Annotated in this window: 21 protein-coding genes; 8 read left to right on the forward strand and 13 right to left on the reverse strand. The window is 72.3% G+C overall.

From position 1 onward, the window contains the following. Positions 1-42 precede the first annotated feature (42 nt). The 12 genes from ACFZBX_RS11225 to ACFZBX_RS11280 all read right to left on the reverse strand — a co-directional run bounded on the left by ACFZBX_RS11225 (position 43) and on the right by ACFZBX_RS11280 (position 8,853). Entirely contained in the window at positions 43-396 is a 354-nt protein-coding gene (locus ACFZBX_RS11225) for a hypothetical protein (RefSeq protein WP_391533112.1), read from the reverse strand. Next, positions 393-989 carry a hypothetical protein gene (locus tag ACFZBX_RS11230; protein ID WP_391533114.1) on the reverse strand — a complete coding sequence of 199 codons (597 nt, stop codon included), beginning with the start codon at positions 987-989 and terminating at the stop codon, positions 393-395. The genes ACFZBX_RS11225 and ACFZBX_RS11230 overlap by 4 nt, the downstream gene beginning before the upstream one ends. 186 nt (positions 990-1,175) lie before the next feature. Next, positions 1,176-1,451, reverse strand: a complete 276-nt coding sequence (locus tag ACFZBX_RS11235) for a hypothetical protein (RefSeq protein ID WP_391533116.1) — start codon at positions 1,449-1,451, stop codon at positions 1,176-1,178. A gap of 14 nt (positions 1,452-1,465) precedes the next feature. After that, positions 1,466-1,912: a hypothetical protein gene (locus ACFZBX_RS11240; protein ID WP_391533118.1), complete on the reverse strand. Its 447-nt coding sequence runs from the start codon at positions 1,910-1,912 to the stop codon at positions 1,466-1,468. Positions 1,913-1,954: 42 nt separating this feature from the next. Then, positions 1,955-2,143, reverse strand: a complete 189-nt coding sequence (locus ACFZBX_RS11245) for a hypothetical protein (RefSeq protein ID WP_391533120.1) — start codon at positions 2,141-2,143, stop codon at positions 1,955-1,957. A gap of 208 nt (positions 2,144-2,351) precedes the next feature. After that, positions 2,352-4,475 (reverse strand): hypothetical protein, encoded by a 2,124-nt coding sequence (locus tag ACFZBX_RS11250; RefSeq protein WP_391533122.1) that lies wholly within the window; start codon positions 4,473-4,475, stop codon positions 2,352-2,354. A 93-nt stretch (positions 4,476-4,568) separates the two neighbouring features. After that, complete coding sequence (locus ACFZBX_RS11255) at positions 4,569-6,269, reverse strand: hypothetical protein (protein ID WP_391533124.1); 1,701 nt, start codon at positions 6,267-6,269, stop codon at positions 4,569-4,571. After that, positions 6,266-6,508 (reverse strand): hypothetical protein, encoded by a 243-nt coding sequence (locus ACFZBX_RS11260; protein ID WP_391533126.1) that lies wholly within the window; start codon positions 6,506-6,508, stop codon positions 6,266-6,268. The genes ACFZBX_RS11255 and ACFZBX_RS11260 overlap by 4 nt, the downstream gene beginning before the upstream one ends. An 18-nt stretch (positions 6,509-6,526) precedes the next feature. After that, complete coding sequence (locus tag ACFZBX_RS11265; protein WP_391533128.1) at positions 6,527-6,913, reverse strand: ATPase; 387 nt, start codon at positions 6,911-6,913, stop codon at positions 6,527-6,529. Between the two features lie 19 nt (positions 6,914-6,932). Continuing rightward, entirely contained in the window at positions 6,933-7,751 is an 819-nt protein-coding gene (locus ACFZBX_RS11270; RefSeq protein ID WP_391533130.1) for a hypothetical protein, read from the reverse strand. Beyond that, positions 7,748-8,035 carry a hypothetical protein gene (locus ACFZBX_RS11275; RefSeq protein ID WP_391533131.1) on the reverse strand — a complete coding sequence of 96 codons (288 nt, stop codon included), beginning with the start codon at positions 8,033-8,035 and terminating at the stop codon, positions 7,748-7,750. The genes ACFZBX_RS11270 and ACFZBX_RS11275 overlap by 4 nt, the downstream gene beginning before the upstream one ends. 113 nt (positions 8,036-8,148) lie before the next feature. Continuing rightward, on the reverse strand, positions 8,149-8,853 hold the full coding sequence (locus tag ACFZBX_RS11280; RefSeq protein ID WP_391533132.1) for a hypothetical protein: 705 nt from the start codon (positions 8,851-8,853) through the stop codon (positions 8,149-8,151). A 226-nt stretch (positions 8,854-9,079) separates the two neighbouring features. Here ACFZBX_RS11280 and ACFZBX_RS11285 point away from each other — a divergent pair, with 226 nt between their 5' ends. The 5 genes from ACFZBX_RS11285 (at position 9,080) to ACFZBX_RS11305 (ending at position 13,533) form a co-directional block, all read left to right on the forward strand. Continuing rightward, complete coding sequence (locus tag ACFZBX_RS11285; protein WP_391533133.1) at positions 9,080-9,403, forward strand: putative quinol monooxygenase; 324 nt, start codon at positions 9,080-9,082, stop codon at positions 9,401-9,403. Further along, complete coding sequence (locus tag ACFZBX_RS11290; protein WP_391533135.1) at positions 9,403-10,632, forward strand: helix-turn-helix domain-containing protein; 1,230 nt, start codon at positions 9,403-9,405, stop codon at positions 10,630-10,632. The genes ACFZBX_RS11285 and ACFZBX_RS11290 overlap by 1 nt, the downstream gene beginning before the upstream one ends. 110 nt (positions 10,633-10,742) lie before the next feature. Next, positions 10,743-11,594 carry a GntR family transcriptional regulator gene (locus ACFZBX_RS11295; RefSeq protein ID WP_391533137.1) on the forward strand — a complete coding sequence of 284 codons (852 nt, stop codon included), beginning with the start codon at positions 10,743-10,745 and terminating at the stop codon, positions 11,592-11,594. Further along, complete coding sequence (locus ACFZBX_RS11300; RefSeq protein WP_391533139.1) at positions 11,591-12,277, forward strand: HAD family hydrolase; 687 nt, start codon at positions 11,591-11,593, stop codon at positions 12,275-12,277. The genes ACFZBX_RS11295 and ACFZBX_RS11300 overlap by 4 nt, the downstream gene beginning before the upstream one ends. A 236-nt stretch (positions 12,278-12,513) precedes the next feature. Beyond that, positions 12,514-13,533 (forward strand): ParA family protein, encoded by a 1,020-nt coding sequence (locus ACFZBX_RS11305; protein WP_391533141.1) that lies wholly within the window; start codon positions 12,514-12,516, stop codon positions 13,531-13,533. Between the two features lie 414 nt (positions 13,534-13,947). On the opposite strand, the gene ACFZBX_RS11310 is transcribed toward ACFZBX_RS11305, so the two are convergent. Further along, on the reverse strand, positions 13,948-14,637 hold the full coding sequence (locus tag ACFZBX_RS11310; RefSeq protein ID WP_391533143.1) for an HAD family hydrolase: 690 nt from the start codon (positions 14,635-14,637) through the stop codon (positions 13,948-13,950). A gap of 343 nt (positions 14,638-14,980) precedes the next feature. Between ACFZBX_RS11310 and ACFZBX_RS11315 the strand changes: the two genes are divergently transcribed. The 3 genes from ACFZBX_RS11315 (at position 14,981) to kdpF (ending at position 19,774) form a co-directional block, all read left to right on the forward strand. Further along, a complete protein-coding gene (locus ACFZBX_RS11315) occupies positions 14,981-16,828 on the forward strand; it encodes an APC family permease (protein ID WP_391533145.1) in 1,848 nt (615 codons plus the stop codon). Between the two features lie 359 nt (positions 16,829-17,187). After that, positions 17,188-19,230 carry an APC family permease gene (locus ACFZBX_RS11320; protein ID WP_391533384.1) on the forward strand — a complete coding sequence of 681 codons (2,043 nt, stop codon included), beginning with the start codon at positions 17,188-17,190 and terminating at the stop codon, positions 19,228-19,230. Between the two features lie 454 nt (positions 19,231-19,684). Next, positions 19,685-19,774 (forward strand): K(+)-transporting ATPase subunit F, encoded by a 90-nt coding sequence (gene kdpF, locus ACFZBX_RS11325; RefSeq protein WP_380249463.1) that lies wholly within the window; start codon positions 19,685-19,687, stop codon positions 19,772-19,774. The last annotated feature ends 1 nt before the right edge of the window (position 19,775 follow it).

The following is a 19,775-nucleotide window of genomic DNA, read 5'->3' on the forward strand; positions in this document are numbered from 1 at the left end:
ACCCGGGCTGTGCCGGGTGCGGACCGCAGGGCGGAGGGGAGGTCAGAAGAGGGAGTCCGGACCAGCCGGCCCGGCGGCGGCCTGCCGGGCCTTGGCGGCGGCGCGGCGGGTGGCGTCGTGGCAGGCCGGGCACCACGCGGCCAACTCCCGCTTCGGCAGGGCGGCGGCACGGTGCGCGGGCAGCAGCAAGCCGTCCGGGGCGGTGGGGGCGGCGAGCAGGCTCACAGGGCCGGCGCCGTGACGGGCATAGCCGCCGTCGCGGGTGGGGCAGCGTCCGCCGTCCTTCGCGTGGGTCTTGCCGCAGGTGCCGCGGCACTGGCAGCGGCCGACCGCGGCGGCGAGGACGGCCTGCCACAGGCCGGTGGTGTCGTCGAGCGGCGGGGTCCGCCCGTTCACCGGGCACCGCCGAGCAGGTCGTCGACCAGCGGGGCGAGCACGCGGTTGGCGTGGGCGGCGAGGGCGGCGACCACCTGCTTGGCCTCGTGGGTGAGCGTGCGGCCGGGCCGGGCGGCGGTGGGCTGCAGCAGGATGCTGTCGGGAACGGGGACCAGGACGGTGGCGGCGAGCAGAACGGCCGGGCGGTCGGTGATCTCGGGGCCGACCAGCACGGGCCACTTGTCGTCGGGGTGGCTCCAGGGGTCGCGCTCCCAGTCGAGGGCGCGGAGTTGGCTGTTGGGGCGGTGGGCGAGGTCTTGGCGGCGCAGGCCGACCTTGGCGCTGAGCACGGGCCTGCCGTCGTAGTCGAGGTGGATGGTGAGCGGCTGGACGTCGGGGCGCACGTCGACGTAGCCGGGGGACATGACGGGGGAGGTGGCGACCGACCAGGCGACGGCGGCGAAGTTCACCGGACGCAGCGGCTGGCCGTCGTCGTGGAAGTCGTCGGCGTGCTGGCCGATGTAGGCGCCGTAGCGGGAGTGGCCGTCGGTGGCCTGCTCGCGGTCGCGGATGTCGTCCACGATCGCGAGCGTGAAGCGGTCGAAGTCGGGCATGCTGGTTCCCGTCTCTGAGATGGGATGCACTGCCCCGCATCAGCCGTCGCTCTGCCAAGATCTGGCGGCTGGTGTGGGGTTTCGTGCTGTGGGTGGGAGCGGGTCTGTCCAGTCCCCCGCACCGCCCGTGCCCCGGCCGTTGGCTGCGGCGGGGTTCGGGTGGCACGGCCGGTCGGGCAGGCCGGTTTAGAACGGCGGTTCCTCGCTGTAGACGGGCGGGGCCCAGCCGAAGAGCAGGCGGGCGAGCAGGCGGGGGACGGGCAGCAGCCGGCGGACGTGGTCCGGGTCCCAGCAGGCGCAGTACTCGGTGTCGGTGCCGTCGTACTCGCCGGTCTCGGGGTGGCCGTAGTCGTAGTCCCACCCGCCCTCGCCCTTGCAGGTGCGGCACTTCGGGTTCGGGGTATCCGTCAGCTCGATCACGGGGTCAGGCCAGACGTTGAAGCGCAGTCGCATGCGGGCCATGTCGTTTCTCCTGGTCAGCGGTTGCGGTTGGTCACGTTGACGTGCACGTTCACGGCGCCCTGCCCGCCGCCCCGGCTGCCGCCGGTGGTCTTGGCGAGGGCGTAGGCGCCGACGCCGAGCGCGGCGAGGCCGCCGACGCTCCCGGCCGCGGCGGCGACGGCCTGGACGGCGTAGCCGATGCCGAGTCCGCCGGCGCCGAGGGCGACGCCGCCGGCGAGCAGGCGGGCGGGCCACGGGTCCCGCACCGGGGCCGGGCCGACGGTGTTCGGGGGCGGGGCGGGGAGGTAGGCGGTGGTCGGCGCGATGGCCGGGCCGTGGACCGTCGGGGCGGGGGTGGTGGGGTGGTAGAGGGTGGGCGGGGCGGTGAGCGGCGGGGCGGGGGTGAGGTAGTAGGGGGTGCCGTCCGGGCCGTGGAGCACCGGGGCGGCGAACGGCTGCTGCGGGGTGGTGGTGTGGTCCATCGGGGTCTCCCGTCGGCGGGTCGGTGCGCGGGTGGGGTGGTGTCAGTGGCCGGAGACGAGTCGGACGAGGGAGGCGAGGAAGTCGTTCACGGGTCCGGCGGCGCCGGTTCCGGCGGCGGTGAAGCCGGAGAGCCAGAGCACGAGCGCGGTGGGCAGGGAGACGCGTCGGCCCCGGATGAGGACGGCGGAGATGATCGCGAACAGGACGGTGGTGCTGAGCGCAACGATCACGGCGGGGCTCTCTTCCGATGGGCGGGTGCGGGTGTGGAGCGGCCCGGCCGGATGGGTGCCGGGCGGGCCGTGCTGCTGTCGCCTGGTGCTGTCGTCCGTGCTGTCGCGCGACTGTCGTGGCGACTGTCGCCTTGCAGGTCAGAGGGGGGTCGGGGGGCCTGGACAGCCCGACCCCCTCCCTTGCGTGGTGGGGCGACAGCAGGGTGGTTCAGTCCCCGGGCGGGGGGTTCTCCGCGTGCCGGTGGTGGACGTAGCGGGTCTTGTTTCCCTCGCCGACGCGGACGGCTTCGCCGCTCTCGACCCATGCCTTGAGCCAGCCGTTGATGGTCTGGCGGGTGGTGCCGAACTCGGGCTTGAGGATCTTCTCCATGGCGCTCGCTCCGGTGCCCTCGGAGCCGGCGGCGATCAGCAGCCGCAGCGCGGCGTCCTTCGCCCCGGGCTCCTCCGGGGCGGCGGGTTCGCGGCCGGTGGCCCAGGTGGACGGGTCGGACCAGTCGGTGCCGGGCGGGGTGTTGTCGGTCTCGGTGCCGGCGGCGGGCAGGAGCCAGATCGATTCGAGGTCGTCGGCCGGCGCCTCGGCGGGGGTGTCCCATCCGGCGGTGGCCTTCCACCCACCCGTCGGGGCCGCGCCCCGGCCGGGGCCGGCGCCCGGGGTGGTGGCGGTGGTGGTGCCGGCGGCGGCCGGGGTGGTGACGGTCTCGGTGTCGGTGGCCCAGAGGTGGCCGCAGCGTTCCAGCAGCCAGCGGTTGGTGTAGTCGGTGCCGGCGGCTTCGAGGGAGGGGGTGTCGAGGGTGGGGCGGCGGTGGGAGGTGAGTGCGCTGATCTCCTCGATCATGTCGGGGGTGATGCGTGGCTGGCGGGCCTTGGCGGGTTGCTTGCCCTCGGTGCCGACCAGCACCGACCCCGGGCCCGAGAAGCTGTCCTCGGCGCGCAGGGCCCGCCAGCCGAAGAGGTGGCCCAGCTCGGAGTCCTCGAACGCGCCGGTGGCGAGGCGGTTGGATGCCATCTTGCGTACGAGCGGGTCGGGCATGACGTCCTGGGTGACGCGCAGGACGGAGACCACGGCGCGGATGGCCATGGCGCGGGCGATGCGGATGACCTCGGAGACACCGGCGAGGACGGCGCGGGCTTCGCGGGTGGCGGCGACCTCGGCGCCTTCGTCCATGACGATGACGATCTCCGGCACGGTGGGGCCGACGGGGAGCTTGTCGTCGTTGGCGTCGCGCATGGCGTCCTGGTAGGCGGCCTTGCGGCGCTTGGCGATCCGCACTGCCGCCCCCAGCATGCGCTTGGCCTCCTCCGGAGTGGAGGCCACCCAGTCCACGCCCGGCACCGGGATGTCCGCGTCGGCCCAGCGTGAGGTGGGGCGGTGGAGTTGGGCGTCGCGCCAGGCGTTCAGCCAGGGCAGGCCGATGCTCCCGGCGTTGAGGTCGATCACCCACACGAGCGTGTCGTTCGTCTGGAGCAGGCGGGCGATCAGCGAGTGGAGCCAGTTGGTCTTGCCGCTGCCGGTCGGCCCGGTCACGATCGTGGAGGCCTGCCGCAGGTCCATCTCCGCCCGCATCCCGTTCGACATGAGCGCGACCGGGATCGGGTTGTTGACCGTGGTGACCTCGCCCATCTCGTCAACAGGGAAGAGGAGTTGGTCGGTGAGGACCTTGGTGGTGACCATGATGAGGACGCGGCGTCGGGAGATGCCGGGCATGACCTGGAGTCCGCAGCCGTCGGGCAGGTCGAGGTCGGAGCCGAGGCCTTCGGTGCGGTCGGTGATGGACCGTCGGGTGGTGCCGCCCTCGGGCAGTTCGATCTCCAGCGTGTAGCCGGCGCCTGAGGGCCAGTGCTCGATCCCCAGGACGGTGACGTCCACGTTGCAGACGCGCTTGATGCGGTCGGTCCACTCGGCGGCGATCTGGCGGCGGGCGCCGATCAACAGCAGGTGCTGGCGCTTGGCCTGCTCGACCTCCTCGTGCGCGGCGAAGCCGACGGCGAGGGTGCCGGCGGCGATCCCGGCGGCAGCGAGCGAGCCGATCTCGGGCCACTGCCACGGCCCGCCGTGGGCGAGGGCCCAGGACGACCAGCCGCCGGCCGTCATCCAGCACGTGCTGCGGAAGGTGAGGGTGGCGGCAGTCAGGTGCTTGCGCAGTCCCGATCCGATGGTGCCGAGCGCCCCGGCGGCGCCGGCAGCGAGCGCCCAGGTGGCGGGCATGCCGCTCGCGTGGCCGAGCGCGGTCGTGGTCAGCGCCCCGGCGGTGGCGTTGAGGGTGCCGGACAGGACGCCGTGTCCGGCCTTCCAGTCCACCTTGGGGCCGGTGGTCTTGGTGGTCTTGGTCATGCGGTGGGCTCCAGCCGTACGGGGCCGGGCCGTCCACAGGGTGTGGACGGCCCGGTCAGGGATGCGGAAGGTCGGAGTTGGGGCGGGGAGGGGTCAGACGTTCCACTTCCGCTCGGCGTCCAGGCCGTTGCGGGGGTTCTCGTGGCGCTCCAGGTCCTCGGCGTGGGCCTTGCGGAAGGTGGGGGCGACCTCGTCGAGGGCGTGGACGACCGCGCCCATGGCCCGGTAGCCCTGGCTGATCTCCTCGACCACGCTCGGGTCGAGCGGCAGGCGCTCGGCGGCCTGCTCGGCGAGGACGCGCAGGACGTCCTGGAGCGTGGTGAACGCGACGGGCAGGTCGTCGGCGAACGCGCCGAACTCGATCATCGTCTCGGGGTCGAAGGTGGTCGCGGCCTGGAGCAGGACGTCGGCGGCGGAGGTGAGGTTGAACGTGGCGGCGGTGGCGCTGCCGTCGAGGTCGGACACGGTGGACTCCTTCACGGTGGACTGACCGAGGGTGATCGGGGCGGCGAAGGGGGTGTGGTCGGGGCGGCTGGGGCGGCCGAAGACGGTCCACTCGTCGACGCCGTCGACGCCGGCGCCGGCGGGGGGCGGGGTGGTGCCGGCCGGGGTGGGGGTGGGGCGGCCGGGGATGTTGACGTACTGGGCGGGAACCGGCACAGCCGCGGCCCCGGCGGCCGGGGTGTGGGTGTCGGCGGGGTTGGTGGTGCCGAGGATCGCGGCGTCCCGGGCGGCGCGCACGGCGCGGGCACGGGTGGCCATGCGGGCCCAGGTGCGGCGCACGTGTCCCGCGACCTTGCCCTTGTGGCGCCAGTTGCCGACCGCCGCCGACGCCAGGCCGACCAGGCCGGTCGCGGCGGCGACGCCAGCCATCCGCGCCCGGTGACGCGCCGCCGAGCGGCGCAGGGCCTTCGCCTGCACCGGCGAGGGACCCGACCCGCGCAGCACGCTGGGCCCCGCCGGGTGGGCGCCCGCGCCGGTCGCGGGGTCGATCCCGGCGGCCCGCTCGGCCCTGGCCTGCCCCTTGGCCACCCTGCGGGCGGTGCGCTCGGCGACCTTCGCGAGCCGCCGGTCCCGCCGCTCGGCCCGCCGGTCGACCTGCCCGCCGCCGGCCCCGGCGTGCGGGGTGGAGCCGGGCAGACGGGACGCGGCCTTGGCCAGGGTGTGCGCGGCGCTGTTCGCCCGGTGGCGCGGCCCGCCGGACTTCACGCGGGGGCCCGCAGCGGCGCCGGACGGCCCGGTCGCGCTGCGGGCGGGGGACGGGGTGTCGGCCGTTCGACCCATGGCGGAGGGTCCTTTCCGAGACACGGAGGAGGAGGCCGGAGCGGCGGAACGACCGGCCGAACGGGCACCGGACGGCGCGGAACGAGCCGACGGGGAAGGCGAGTTGACGCCGCCCGCCCTCGGAGTGCGTCCGGTCGGGGCGGGGGTGAAGAGGCCACCCGGCGTGGCGGCCCGCTGAGCGGCAGCGCGGTGGGCGGCGGTGTGCGGGGTGTGGTGGCGGGGGGTGCGGGAGCGGCGGGCCAGGCCGCCGATCGCGGCCGCGCCCGCGGCGGTGCCGGCCACGGCGAGGGCGACGGGGCCGCCGAGGGACAGCGCCCCGGCGACGGTGCCGCCGAGCGCGTTCGCCACGGCCACCGCGAGCGGCACCCCCGGCACCGCCCCGCCAGCGGGGGCGGGGGCGGGTGGCGTCTTCACCGCAGGACCGGCGGTGGGCGGCTGGATCTGGGGAGCGGCGGTGACCTCGACGAGCGTCGATGCGGCGGCGGGTACGGCCCCTTCGGTCGCGGTCACGGGGTGTAGCCGAGTTCGGTGGGGTTGACGCCGTCGCGGATGGCGTCGGCGTCGGCGCGCATGTCGCGGGCCTGGCCGCGCAGGATGCGGGCGGACGCCTTGGCCTGCTTGCGGGACAGGGTGCTGTTGGCCGGGTTGGCGGCGTGGGCGTCGCCGGAGGAGGCGGCCTCGGTTTTGTCGTCGGCGCCCTGGTCGAGGGAGTTGGCGAGGTCGGTGGCCTGCTTGCGGGTGAATCGCATGGTGGCGGTCCTTCCTGGTCAGCGGTGGACGACGGGCTTGTCGAGGTCGCGGTGGGTGAGGTGGACGGTGGTGCCGGTCTTGCCGACGCGGCGGGCGATGGCCATGGCGACGGTCGCGGCGCGGTGGCGTCCGCCCGCGCAGCCGACTGCGATGGTCAGCGGCGCGGGGCTCGGTCCGGCGTCGAACGCGTCGGCGACCAGCGCGGCGGCGGTGATGGCCTCCCGGATGCCCGGGGTGCCCATGACGGCCCGACGGACCGGCAGGTCGTGAGCGGTCTGGTGGCGCAGGGCGGGGTCGACGTGCGGGTCCTTGAAGTGCTTGCGCAGGTCGAGGGTGAGGTGGGCCTCGGGCGGGGCGCCGTGCAGGTACCCGAAGCTGATCACGTTGATCTGGGTCACGGACATGACTGTGATCTCCCGGGGTTCAGGCGGCGACGGGCGTGGGGGCGGTCGCCTGGCGGGTGCGGAGCTGGTCCTGTACTCGCTGGGCGCGGGGCTGTCCGATGCCGTACTCGGCGCGCAGGGTACGGATGGAAGGGAGGGCGCCGTCGGCGAGTACGGTGGCGAAGTGCTCGGCGGCGACCGGGGTCAGCTCGTCGAGGTCTTCGGGCTGTTCGCGCTGGTCGGGGCCGGTGTATCCGGTGTATCCGCCGTCCTCGGGTACGTACTCGGCAGCCGGGTACGGGCGGATACGCTCCGGCCCGGCTGCGAGTACGGGGCGGGGCGGGAGCGGGCAGAACTCCAACTCCACCACCGGCTCGGCGGCGGGCAACGGGGCGGCCTCGGCTGCGGCGGGTACGGGTTGCGGGTACGCCTCGGGCGGCGCGGGTACGGCGGGTACAGCCTCGGCCCACAACGGCGGCAGGTCGTCCTCCGCCGCCTGCTCCGGGTCTTCGGCGGCGGGCGTGGTGTGGGTGTGTAGGACGTGCACCCGCCACAGGACGAGCGGGGCGATCGCCGAGACGGCGACGATCAGCCGCCAGTCCGGGGTGATGACGCCGGCGCCGAGCAGGTGCGCGGCGGCGTTCGTGGCGACCATCCCGAGCACCGGCGGGAACACCTCACGGCCGGCCCGCAGGGCCCGCAGCGCGTAGGTGTCCAGGGCCAGGGGGAGGCCGGCGGCGACGACGGGGTGAAATCCGCTGTCGACGGCCAGCGCCCACTCCCCGTGCGCCGAGACGACGACGGCCGCGCTCATCGCCAGCCAGGCCAGCAGGTCCATCCGGCCGGCGGCCCGCTTCACGCCGCCACCCGCTCGGTGCTCGCCGTGCGGCGGATGACGGCCGGGCGCCGCAGCGGCACCGGTGCGGTGCTCAGCAGGCGCTCGGCGTAGGCGGCCAGCGCCTGGTCCTCCCGGCGCAGGTCCGCCACGATGTCGGCCGCGGCGTCCATCCGGGCGGCGCGCTCCGTCTCGCTCTCACCGGGCACGCCGGTGAACAGGCGGGTGAACTCGGAGTCCACGCCGAGCGCCAGCTCGGCGAACTCGTCCTCCGTCAGGGCCGTCTGGCCTGCAACAATCGACCGCACGGGTCTACCTCTTCCTAGGTGGTTGGTGGGCCCGGCGGGGGACGGCTCCTCTTCCGGCCAAGGACACGGGAGCCGTCCACCGCACAGGGCGTCAGGTGGGTTGAACTGCGGGTTTAGTGCTCCGGCGCCAGTTCGCCGGTGCCGTAGCGGCGGGAGCCGTCGGCGCACCGCACGACGTGGCGCGGGCCGCCCCGGAACGGGCTCCACCGCTCGACCGCCCGCCGCTCGTCCTCGCCGACCAGGACGAGCGCGCCCGCCGGGCGGGCGGCCAACATCTCGTCGACCAGGGCCTCGACGCGGCCGTTGCGGGTCCGGTCGACCACGCCGCCGCCCGTACCGTCGGCGAGGTGCGGGGCGACCTCCCGCGCCGTGTCGGCCAGGTGGCCCATGTCCGACGCGGGGCGGGCGCCGACGGTGGCCTGCTGCGTCGGCTCCGGGGTGGCGGAGGCCAGGCAGGGGCTGCATACGGTGCCGCCGTTCGCCCGGTTCAGCCGCGTGCCGCAGGTGGTGCAGGTGCGCTTCTCCTCGGGGGCGGTCCGGGGCGACGCCGCGTTGTCGGCCAGCGCCGCCACACCGGCCGCGAGGATCGTGCGCCACGCCTGCTCGCCGATCTCGCCGGCCCACCGCGGCGCCCGCGTCCCGGTCAGACGACCGATCCGGCACGCCACCGCCCGGCGACGACGCTCGACGCCCCGCGCCTCCGCCACCCACGCACCGGCCGACATCCGACCGGAACCGCTGGTCAGCGACGCCACCCGACGGGCGTAGGAATGACCGGTCACGGTCGGAGTGGCGGTGGTACGGGGCGTGGCGAGCATGGCGAAGCCTCCTGAGTAGACAGGTGGAGCGTCACGACGAAGGAAGCGCAGACGTTCGCGCAGGTCAGGGCAGCCCAAAGAAGGCCCCTCTGTGTCACCCCTGTCCCACTCGGTGTGACACTGTGAACGTACTCGCAGAGATTCTGCGAGTCAAGGAACACTGCTAGTCGCAGAGATTCAGCGACCGTGTCAAACTGGCGTTCTGCCTGATAGAGGAGCTGTGACCATGGGATATGGGCTCGTCGTCCGCTTCACCGCTACGGATGAGGCAGCTGCTCATGCCTTTGATGAGCTCGCTGCCACCGCACTGGAGGGCATCCGGGCGCACGAGCCCGGCACGCTCGTCTACGTCAACCACCGGGTGCCGAACGAGCCGCAGGTGCGGGTCTTCTACGAGCTCTATGCCGACCGGGCCGCCTTCGACGCGCATGAGGAGCAGCCGCACGTTCGGCACTTTCTGGCGGAGCGCGGCCAGTACCTGGAGTCCTACGAGGTCACGTTCCTCGACGAGGTGGCCGGCAAGCTCCCTTCGGGAGCGGTGGGGCAGTGATGACCGAGGAGTCGCGCGCGTTCGGGGCCCGGGTTGCGCAGCTGCGGAGGCAGCGAGGCCTGAAGCAGGATGAGTTGGCGGCGGCGATCGGCCGTACCGCGAGCTGGGTGTCCCAGGTTGAGCGGGGGGTCCAGCCGGTCGTCCGGCTGGACGTCCTCCAGCTATTGGCCGATGGGCTAGGCGTTTCGGTGCAGGTGCTGAAGCCCGAGGCGCCGCAGGCGACGCCGGTGCCCCCAGCTGTGGAGGAGCAGCCCAACGACCTCGACGAAGCGCGACTCCTCATCTCCGGGCACCCGGCGCTCGGTGTCCTGCTTGCTCCGGTGCCGACGAGTGAGCAGCCGACGGTGGAGGAGCTGACGGCCGCCGTTGAGGACGTCTGGGAGCTCACCCATGCGGCGCGGTTCTCAGAGCTGAGTGCACTGCTGGGCAGAGTGCTGCCGCGGCTGGAGCGGGCGGTTCGGACGGCTTCGCCGAAGGACCGCCCGGAGTTGGCGGGTCTTCTCAGCCAGTCCTATCAGGCGCTCGCCGCCGCCTTCGTCCGCCAGGATGAGGCCGACGCGGCGTGGCTCGCCGCCGACCGCTCGATCCGGGCCGCCGAGCAAGCCGGCCGCCCCCTCTACGTCTTCGCCGGCATCTTCCGGCTGGCCCAGGCGTTTGTCCGCCTGAAGCGCTTGGACCAGGCCGAGCACGCCGCCAGCAGCGCGGTGGCTGTACTCAACCAGCACGCCGAGGATGCCGAGCCCGAGTTGCTGTCGGTTCTCGGCTCCCTGCACCTTGTGCTCGCGCTCATCGCAGCCCGGGGCGGTCAGCGCGAGGAAGCGCGAAGGCAGCTGAACAACGCCCGCCAGGTCGCCGCCCGGATTGGTGAGGACCGGAACGACTTCAACCTGGAGTTCGGTCCGACGAATGTTGAGATCCAGACGGTCTCTACAGCCGTGGATCTCGGCGACGCCGGCGAGGCGCTCGACGTGGCCCTGGGGATCGACGCCAGCGGCTCGTCGCCAGAGCGGCGGTCCCGCCTGCTGATGGACATGGGACGGGCGCATGCTCAACGCCGTCACGCCGGAGAAGCGCTTGACTGCCTGCTTCGTGCTGAGGAGTTGGCACCTGAGACGGTGAGAACGCACGTTGCTACGAGGGCCACCATCCGTGAGCTTGTGCTTGTTGCGGGGAAAACAGCCTCGCCAGAGCTTCTGGCGTTGGCGGAACGATGCAACTCACTGGGCTAGCCCGTTGATGACATCGTCGATCAGCGCGCCTTGTCGGGGGAGAACCTGCTAGGCAGAGCAAGAGAGTTGGGTTTCCCGCGACTGCTGGGCACCCGCCCTAGCATTGGTCCATGGCCTTGGACCCGGGCGACTCTCGCCCCCCCCCGTATCAGCAGGTCGGCAGCTCTCTGCGGGCGTCGATCCTCACCAAGAAGCCGGGCTTCGAGACCGGCGACAAGCTCCCCTCAGGCCCCGAGCTGGCGAAGCACTTCGGCGTGGCGCGCGGCACGGTCGACAAGGCGCTCAACCTGCTCCGCACCGAGGGGCTGATCGTGACCCGGCAGGGGAGCGGGTCCTTCGTCCGGGAGCGGACATCCCGGCCGGTCGGGCTGCGGCCTCACCTCGAAGCCGCCTTCGAGCAGCAGCAGGTGACCCTCGACTTCGCCGGCTTCTCCAGCGAGACGCTCCACAACGCGCTCCAGGAACCGCTCGACAAGGTCCGCTCCGGTCGGCTGGCGCCGGAGTCCATCGCCATCCGGCTTTTGCTGCCGGACACCACGGCGCCCATGGCCGTGCCGGTACTCGTCGACGGGCTCCAGGACGAAGCCGCCCTCCGGGAACGCGCCCGCAACATCGCCCTGACGAACGCCGGCGGCATCGCGCACTCGGTGGAGATGCTGGCCGAGCTGGGGTTGGTCCAGAAAGCGAGCGTCGAGGTCAAGGTCCACCGGGCGTCCAGCCTCTTCAAGCTGTACATCCTGAACCGGTCGGAGGCGTTCTTCGGCTTCTACCCGCTCCGCGAGCGCACCGTGGCGATCGACGACACGGCCCACACCTTCTACGACGTGACCGGCAAGGACACCACCCTGTTGCACCACGCCGCCGGCCCGGACGACGCCTCGCTCGGATCGCAATACGTCCAGCAGGCTCAGATGTGGTTCGACAGCGTGTGGAGCGCGATCGCGTACGAGCGGCAGTCATGATTGCCACCCCTCAACAACTCGCCGACGTGCTGCGGCCGGTGAAGCACGTGCTCCTCGACTTCGACGGCCCGGTGTGCTCGGTATTCGCCGGCCTTCCCGCCCCAGAGGTCGCATGGCGCATTCTGGAGCGCCTGCTCGCCGCGGGCGAGCAGGCCCCGGCCGGGGCGGAGGAGGAGGCCGACCCGCTCGCCCTGCTCCGCCTGGTCGCGGACGCCCGGCCCGCTCTCACGGAGAGCACGGACGCCGCCCTGGCCGCGCTGGAGGCCGAAGCCGTCCAGGTCGCCCGTCCGACCCCGGGTGGAGAATCGGTTCTGCGAGCTGCCGTCCGCTCCGGTCGCCTGGTCTCCGTGGTCAGCAACAACGCGGGCGGAGCCATTGAGGCCTACCTCACCGAACACGGCCTCAGCGCCTACGTGGCCGGCGTCTTTGGGCGAGTCCCAGGCGACCCCTCCTCCATGAAGCCGAACCCGCGCCTCCTACTCGAAGCCATGGCGGCCGCAGGCGCCGGGCCAGAGCGCTGCATCTTCATTGGCGACGCGGCCCGCGACGTCGAGGCCGGGGAGGCTGCCGGCATCCCGACGATCGGCTACGCCAACAAGCCGGGGAAGGCCGCTAAGCTGGCCGCTGCTGGCGCCGTGGCGATCGTGGACTCGATGGTGCTCATCGCGAACACCCTGACCTGATGTTCAAGTCTGCGCCGCCAGTCCACCAGCTGGCGGCGCAGGTGGCAACCGCTCTCCTGCCCAGATGGACAGTGGTCGGCGGTTGTCGTTGTTGCGCACCGTTGGCTTGCTTCGCCCAAGGGCGGCCCAGCGCCACCACCGACTGCTCATGCCGTACAGAAGTCCACGCAGGCCTTGCGGATGTCCAAAATGGACATTACGATGTCCTCATCGTCCGACTCGCGTGGAGGACACCGTTGACCACCTATGCCTTCTGGAACAACAAGGGCGGCACCGGCAAGACGAGCCTCGCCTTCCAGGCGCTGACGCTGTATGCCCATGAGAACCCCGGTGAGCGCATTCTTGCCGTGGACGTCTGTCCACAGGCTAACCTCTCTGAGTTGCTCTACGGAGGGCTCGCCTTCCGGGGTAGCGAAGTACTGCTTGCCCGACAGGGGGAGCCGACGCGTCGCACCATCGGCGGATACTTCGAGCTGCGCCTAACCGCCCCCTTCGCTCCGCCGACCATCGTGGCGGCCGACTATGTATCGAAGCCGAACCAGTACAACCAGGCGATCCCGGAGAATATCGATCTGATTGCCGGCGATCCATTGCTGGAGATGCAGGCAACCGCCATGTCGGCGCTGGCGAATACGTCGATTCCGACCACAAACTCGTGGCTGCGGATTATCGATTGGATTAAGGACCTTCTCGAAGCAGCCGCCGGTGACTACGACACGGTGTTCATCGACACAAACCCCTCCTTCTCGATGTACACGCAGGTCGCGCTTTCCGCTGCCGACAAGTTGGTCCTGCCGGTGATGGCTGACGACTCGTCGCGTCGCGCCATCCAGAACGCGTTCTCGTTGATCTACGGCCTCCGGCTGCCGTCGGAAATCTACACGCAGTATGCATTTGCGACTCGACTGCGCGAGGCGGGTCGAGACCTACCGCGAGTGCACCTAATCGCAAAGAACCGGCTCACTCAGTACATGGGGGCGGCTTCCGCATACGCAGCTGTGCTGCACTCCATCGACCGCGATATCGAAGCACTCATGGCGTCAAACCCCGACATGTTCACCTTTGACACGGTGCATGGCGGAATTGTGGAGATCCGAGATTTCCAGACCGCTGGGGTTGTCGCACAGGCTCGTGGATGCCCCCTCTATGCGCAGAGGCCGGGAAAGCTGGACATCATGGGGCACCGTGTTCAGGTGAAGGCCGATTACCTGGATAACTGTGTCATAGACGCCAAAAAGCTGGTGGCTGCGCTGTAGGTTAAGCGAAGAGCCTTCCTGGACGTGCTGTCCGATTCTGCATCCCTGCATGGAGGTCTGGGCAGCACGTTCTTGCGCTACCCAACTGGTGGGCCGCGCCAGCATGTGTCGTCGTCTTGATGAAGTGGCCGGGCAAGGGCGTGGGTCGGTCCCGGCCGCCGGAGCTCCCGGGTCCGCCTCCTAGCCCACTTCCGCGCACGAGTTTGGCGGGGGCACCGAGCGCATGATCCGGACCAGGCGCGGACCAGATGCGGTCCGCGATCAAGGTCTCGCAGGTCAGGGCACCCCTGGTCGGCGGTCTGTAAATCTGTCGCGCAAGCTACGCAGGTTCGAACCCTGCACCAGCCACAGGATTGATGGAAGGCCCCCGGTTCACGGAGACGTGGACCGGGGGTCTTTCGTTGTTTTTGGGGGTCAGTGGGGGAGGGTGAGGAGGAGGGTGGCGGCGGTGGGGGTGTTGGGGGCGGTGTGGGTGGGGGTGGGGTGGGACGGGGGGAGGGGTGGGGGCGGGGTGGGGGTGATCCAGATGGAGCGGAGGCCGGTGGCGTGGGCGCCGCGGAGGTCGGTGGCGGGGTTGTTGCCGACCATCCAGTCGGCGGGGGTGAGGGTGCGGCCGAGGCGGGTGGCGGCGAGGTGGAAGATCTCGGGGGACGGCTTGCGGGCGCCGGCCTCCTCGGAGACGCAGACGGCGTCGACGGCGGGGAGCAGGCCGGTGCGGGCGAGTTTGGCGCGCTGGATGTCGGTGGAGCCGTTGGTGACCACGGCGATGAGCCAGCCGGCCGCGCGGAGGGCGGCGAGGGCTTCGGGGACGCCCGGGATCAGGTGGGTGCGGGCGGCCTCGTGGGCGACGTGTTCCTCCCAGAGGGCGGCGCCGGAGTGGGGGAGGCCGTAGCGGGCGGCGATGCGGGCGAAGCCCGCGGGGGAGCGGTCGGCGAGGAGGAGGCCGTGGACGGTGGGGGCGGCCTCGGCGGGCAGAGCGTGGGTGGCGCAGAAGGCGGTGGCCCAGGCGTCGGTGGGGCCGTCGCGTTCGACCAGGGTGTGGTCCAGGTCGATGAGGAGGAGAGGGGAGGAGGGGTGGGGCGGGGGCTGAGGGTGGTGGGGCACGTGCGGAGGGTAATGGAGGCCAGGGGGTGAGGGTTATTGCGAATGACTTGCAATTACCTGTGCCAGGCAGCACAGTGGTGGGGCAGGGGTGGGGTCGGACCGTTCAGCTTGGCCGCCGAGCAGTCCCGGGCCGCGTGCGAGCGCGCCGGGAGTCCTCCGTGAGAGCTGATCGTCTTCCCAACCGGCGCCCGCCGGGACAGCGGTCCGCCCACCCTGTCCAGCCGTCGTCAAGGGCCCGTCAAGAGCGGGCCGCCGCGCGTCAGGAACGCGTAGCGGGTACGGGACGGAGCCGGACGCCGCCCGCAGGATCGGAGCAACCGATCGACTGCGGAGGTCCCGTCCGATGTCCAGTCCCCTCGCCACGGCCCTCGCCGCCGAACCCGAGCCACCGGATACCGGCGCCGCCGGCCGGGCCGCGGACGGTGACGACCGGCACCGGCTGACCGCGCTCGGCGGCCTGGCGGCGCTGTCGCTCGACGCGATGGCCTCGGTGGCGTACGGACCGGAGTCCGTGGTGCTGGTGCTCGCCGCGGCGGGGGCGTACGGCCTCGGGTTCACGCTGCCGGTCACGGCGGCGATCGCGGTGCTGCTGGCCGTGCTGGTCGCCTCCTACCGGCAGGTCATCGCGGCCTTCCCGGACGGTGGCGGCTCCTACGCGGTGGCCAAGGCACACCTGGGGCGGCGGACGGCGCTGACCGCCGCGGCCTCGCTGGTGGTGGACTACGTGCTGAACGTGGCGGTCTCGGTGACGGCCGGCGTCGCGGCGCTCACCTCCGCCGTGCCCGCCCTCTACGGCGACCGGGTCTGGCTCTGCCTGGGCGTGCTGGCGCTGGTCACGGCCGTGAACCTGCGCGGTATCGCCGAGTCGGCCCGCTGGTTCCTGGCGCCGACCGCCGTCTTCGTGCTGTCGATCCTGACGGTCGTCGTGGTCGGCCTGTTCCGGGACGCGCCGGTGAGCACGGCGGCCGCCGCCGGGCACGCCTCCGCCCTGGCCGACGACGCGACGACCGTCGGCGCGCTGCTGCTGCTCAAGGCCTTCGCGGCCGGCTGCTCCGCGCTGACCGGCGTGGAGGCGGTGGCGAACGCCGTCCCGTCCTTCCGCGCGCCGGGCGTGAAGCGCGCGCAGCACACCGAGGTCGCGCTCGGCGCGCTGCTCGGCGTGATGCTGATCGGACTGGCCGTGCTGATCGGCCGCTTCCACCTCCAGCCGGTCGAGGGCGTCACCGTGCTCGCGCAACTGGCCGACGCCTCGCTCGGCCACGGCGCCGGCTTCTACCTGGTGCAGTTCGCCACCGTGGTCCTGCTGGGCCTGGCCGCCAACACCTCCTTCGGCGGCCTGCCGGTCCTGCTCCACCTGCTCGCCCGCGACAACCACCTCCCGCACGTCTTCGCCCTGCGCGCCGACCGCCAGGTGCACCGGCACGGCGTGCTCTTCCTGGCCGCCGTCTCCGCGGTGCTGCTGGCCGGCTCCGGCGGCGACGTCAACAGCCTGGTGCCGCTCTTCGCGATCGGCGTGTTCATCGGCTTCACCATCTGTCAGGTCGGCATGGTCCGCCACTGGTACGCGCAGAGGCCGGCCGGCTGGCGGTGGAAGGCGGCGCTGAACGGTTTCGGCGCGCTGCTCACCGGTACCGCCGCGCTCGTCGTCACCGGCACCCGGTTCGCCGAGGGCGCCTGGGGCATCTGCCTGGCCCTGCCGCTGCTGGTGCTGCTGTTCGAGGCGGTGCACCGCGGCTACGCGCGGATCGGCGAGCGGCTGGAGTTGGGGCGGGTCCCCGGGCCGCTCACCCCGCAGCGCAGCCTGGTGGTCGTCCCGGTCACCGCGATCACCCGGCTCACCCGCGACGGGCTCTCCGCGGCGCTCTCGCTCGGCGACGAGGTCCTCGCCGTCACCGTGGTCCACGAGCCGGCCGAGGCCGAGTCACTGCGCCGGGACTGGGAGCTCTGGCAGCCGGGGGTGCCGCTGATCGAGATCCCGGACGCCCACCGCCGCCTCGGCCCGCCGATCGCCGCCTTCGTCAACGACCTCGCCGCCGAGCACGCCTACGACCGCCTGACCGTCCTCATCCCCGAGGTCGAACCCACCCGCCCCTGGCAGCGCGCCCTGCAGAACCGCCGCGGCGCCGTCATCGACCGGGCGCTGCGCCGGCACACCGACGCGGTGGTCTGCCGGCTCCGGATGCGGATGTGAACGGCGCCCGGTGCCCGGTGCCCGTCGCCCGGTGCCTGGTGCCCGGCACACGCACACGCCGCCCCCGTGCCCGGTGCCACCTCGGGGTGAATTGCTGAGATATGTCCCATATAAGAGGTCTGATGGTCATATCTTGACGATGTCTTAACGGCCCCCCTTAATGCCCTCGATACGCCCCCGCGCCGCCCGCGCCACCTCGCGCGTAGCGGCTCCGACCTGCGGAAACATCCCGCCCGCCCGTCCCGCGGCGAGTCATGAGCACGCCGGAACGGCTCATTGCGCGCCTGTCGCACACGCTTACGCTCGCCGATGTGTTCAACCTGCCCCAGGCGCTCAAGCGCCTCGTGATCGGCAGGGCCATGCGCAGCGAGGAGCTCGGCGAGACCCTGCTCCCCAAACGCCTGGCCCTGCCGATCTTCGCCTCCGACCCGCTCTCCTCGGTCGCCTACGCGACCCAGGAGATCCTGCTGGTGCTCACCGTCGGCGGCACCGCCTTCCTCTACCTGACCCCGTGGGTCGCGGCCGGTGTGGTCGCGCTGATGGCGGTCGTGGTGATGTCCTACCGCCAGGTCGTGCACGCCTACCCGAGCGGCGGCGGCTCCTACGAGGTGGTCTCCCGCAACCTGGGCGCCAACTCCGGCCTGGTGGTGGCTGCCTCGCTGCTGGTCGACTACGTGATGACGGTCGCCGTCTCGGTGGCCTCCGGCGTGGACAACATCATCTCGGCGCTGCCCTCGCTGGCGGACCACCGGGTGGAACTGGCGCTCGGCTTCGTCCTGCTGCTGATGGCGATGAACCTGCGCGGCGTCCGCGAGTCCGGCAAGGCCTTCGCCGCGCCGACGTACCTGTTCATCGGCGCGATCCTGCTGATGGTGGTCACCGGGCTGATCCGGGTGGCGTTCGGCGACGCGCCGGTGGCGTCCAGCGCCGCGTACGGGATCGTGCCGGAGGACGGCAAGGACACCCTGGCCGGGCTGGGGCTGCTGATGCTGGGCCTGCGCGCGTTCGCCTCCGGCTGCACGGCGCTGACCGGCGTGGAGGCGATCTCCAACGGCGTGCCGGCGTTCCGGGCGCCGAAGTCGCGGAACGCCGCCGCCACCATGGCCGTGATGGGCACCACGGCCGTGGTGATGTTCGTCGGCATCACCGCCCTGGCGCTGATCTCCGACGTCCACATCGCCGAGGACACCTGTCACCTCAGCGGCTTCCCGGGGGACTGCGCGAGCGCGCCGCAGCAGACCGTGATCGCCCAGCTGGCGGCGGCGGTCTTCGGCGGCGACCACAGCGTCCTCTTCTACGCCGTCCAGGCGGTCACCGCGCTGGTGCTGATCCTGGCCGCCAACACGGCGTTCAACGGCTTCCCGCTGCTCGCCTCGATCCTGGCCGAGCACCGCTACCTGCCCCGGCAGATGCACACCCGCGGCGACCGGCTGGCCTTCTCCAACGGCATCATCGCGCTCGCGGTGGTGGCCGGCGGGCTGATCTGGCTGTACGACGCGGACGTCACCAGCCTGATCCACCTCTACATCCTGGGCGTCTTCACCTCCTTCACGCTGTCGCAGATCGGCATGGTGCGGCACTGGAACCGGACCCTGGCGACCGAGACCGACCCCGCGGTGCGCGGCGCCGCCCAGCGCTCCCGGGCGATCAACTTCTCCGGCGGGGTCACCACGGCGCTGGTGCTGGTCATCGTGCTGCTGACCAAGTTCACCCAGGGCGCCTGGCTGGCCGTGGTGGCGGCGGTGGTGCTCTGGCTGATGATGCGCGGCATCCGGCGGCACTACGACCGCGTCGCCGAGGAGTTGGCGGTGGACGACGCGCGGGACGGGTCCGCACAGGACGGGTCCGCGCGGGCCGGGGCGGTGCGGCCGTCCAGGGTGCACGGCATCGTGCTGGTCTCCCAGGTGCACAAGCCGACCCTGCGGGCGCTCGGCTACGCGCAGGCGTTCGCGCCGGACTCGCTGGAGGCGCTCACCGTCGCGGTGGAGCGGGACGCCACGGGGGAGTTGGAGCGCCGGTGGCGGGAGCTGGACGTCCAGGTGCCGCTGAAGGTGCTGGACTCGCCGTACCGGGAGATCGGCAAGCCGGTGGTGCAGTACGTACGGGAGCAGCGGCGGAGCAGTCCGCAGGACGCGGTGGCGGTGTTCATCCCCGAGTACGTGGTCGGCCGCTGGTGGGAGCACCTGCTGCACAACCAGTCGGCGCTCTGGCTGAAGAGCCGGCTGCTGTTCACGCCGGGGGTGATGGTGATCAGCGTGCCGTGGCAGCTGACCTCCTCGAACAAGGCGAACCGGCCCTCGCGGCGCGCGCCCGGCGCGGTCCGGCGCGGCGAGCCGACGGCCCGGTCCGAGCAGGCGGCCCGGTCGGAGCAGGCGAAGGCCGAGGCCCCCGAGCGCGCCTAGCCGCTCAGCAAGAGCGAGGGAACGAGGGGGAACGAGGGCGAACGAGGGGACCCGAGGCCCCGGACGGCACCCGCCGTCCGGGGCCTCGGCGCACCCGGTCACGGCCCGGACAAGCGCCCGTATGGAGCCCGTCAACAATCGAACGGACGCCGTATGGAGGCCGTCAAGAGCGCCGTTGACGCTCCGTGAGCGCGGTTGGCTGGCTTTGCCGGCCAAGCCGCCGGCGCCGTGCCCCGCGTACCGGGCGGATCGTCCCGACGCGGGCCGCGGCCACCTCCGAGCCACCGTGGTGGAGCCATGTCCGATCTGATCTACGTCGCCGTCACGCTCGCCGTGTTCGGCGTCATCGCCCTGATCGCACGGGGGGTGGAGAAGCTGTGAGCGAGCGTAGCGAGCGAACCATCGAAGGCGGCGTTCTGCGCGAAGCGGCTGCCGAGCGTAGCGAGGTGGGCGCATGAGCGCGGAGAACATCGCCGGTCTCATCGTCGCCGTCGCCCTCGTCGGCTACCTCGTCCTCGCGCTGATCCACCCGGAGAAGTTCTGAC

This window comes from Kitasatospora sp. NPDC008115 (assembly GCF_042957205.1).
Taxonomy (GTDB): domain Bacteria; phylum Actinomycetota; class Actinomycetes; order Streptomycetales; family Streptomycetaceae; genus Kitasatospora.

Excerpts from the sequence above, each read along its gene's own strand:
- ACFZBX_RS11230 (WP_391533114.1), bottom strand. The coding sequence starts at position 989 with ATGCCCGACTTCGACCGCTTCACGCTCGCGATCGTGGACGACATCCGC.
- ACFZBX_RS11235 (WP_391533116.1), bottom strand. The coding sequence starts at position 1,451 with ATGGCCCGCATGCGACTGCGCTTCAACGTCTGGCCTGACCCCGTGATC.
- ACFZBX_RS11240 (WP_391533118.1), bottom strand. The coding sequence starts at position 1,912 with ATGGACCACACCACCACCCCGCAGCAGCCGTTCGCCGCCCCGGTGCTC.
- ACFZBX_RS11250 (WP_391533122.1), bottom strand. The coding sequence starts at position 4,475 with ATGACCAAGACCACCAAGACCACCGGCCCCAAGGTGGACTGGAAGGCC.
- ACFZBX_RS11260 (WP_391533126.1), bottom strand. The coding sequence starts at position 6,508 with ATGCGATTCACCCGCAAGCAGGCCACCGACCTCGCCAACTCCCTCGAC.
- ACFZBX_RS11265 (WP_391533128.1), bottom strand. The coding sequence starts at position 6,913 with ATGTCCGTGACCCAGATCAACGTGATCAGCTTCGGGTACCTGCACGGC.
- ACFZBX_RS11280 (WP_391533132.1), bottom strand. The coding sequence starts at position 8,853 with ATGCTCGCCACGCCCCGTACCACCGCCACTCCGACCGTGACCGGTCAT.
- ACFZBX_RS11285 (WP_391533133.1), top strand. The coding sequence starts at position 9,080 with ATGGGATATGGGCTCGTCGTCCGCTTCACCGCTACGGATGAGGCAGCT.
- ACFZBX_RS11290 (WP_391533135.1), top strand. The coding sequence starts at position 9,403 with ATGACCGAGGAGTCGCGCGCGTTCGGGGCCCGGGTTGCGCAGCTGCGG.
- ACFZBX_RS11295 (WP_391533137.1), top strand. The coding sequence starts at position 10,743 with ATGGCCTTGGACCCGGGCGACTCTCGCCCCCCCCCGTATCAGCAGGTC.
- ACFZBX_RS11300 (WP_391533139.1), top strand. The coding sequence starts at position 11,591 with ATGATTGCCACCCCTCAACAACTCGCCGACGTGCTGCGGCCGGTGAAG.
- ACFZBX_RS11315 (WP_391533145.1), top strand. The coding sequence starts at position 14,981 with ATGTCCAGTCCCCTCGCCACGGCCCTCGCCGCCGAACCCGAGCCACCG.
- ACFZBX_RS11320 (WP_391533384.1), top strand. The coding sequence starts at position 17,188 with ATGCGCAGCGAGGAGCTCGGCGAGACCCTGCTCCCCAAACGCCTGGCC.
- kdpF (WP_380249463.1), top strand. The coding sequence starts at position 19,685 with ATGAGCGCGGAGAACATCGCCGGTCTCATCGTCGCCGTCGCCCTCGTC.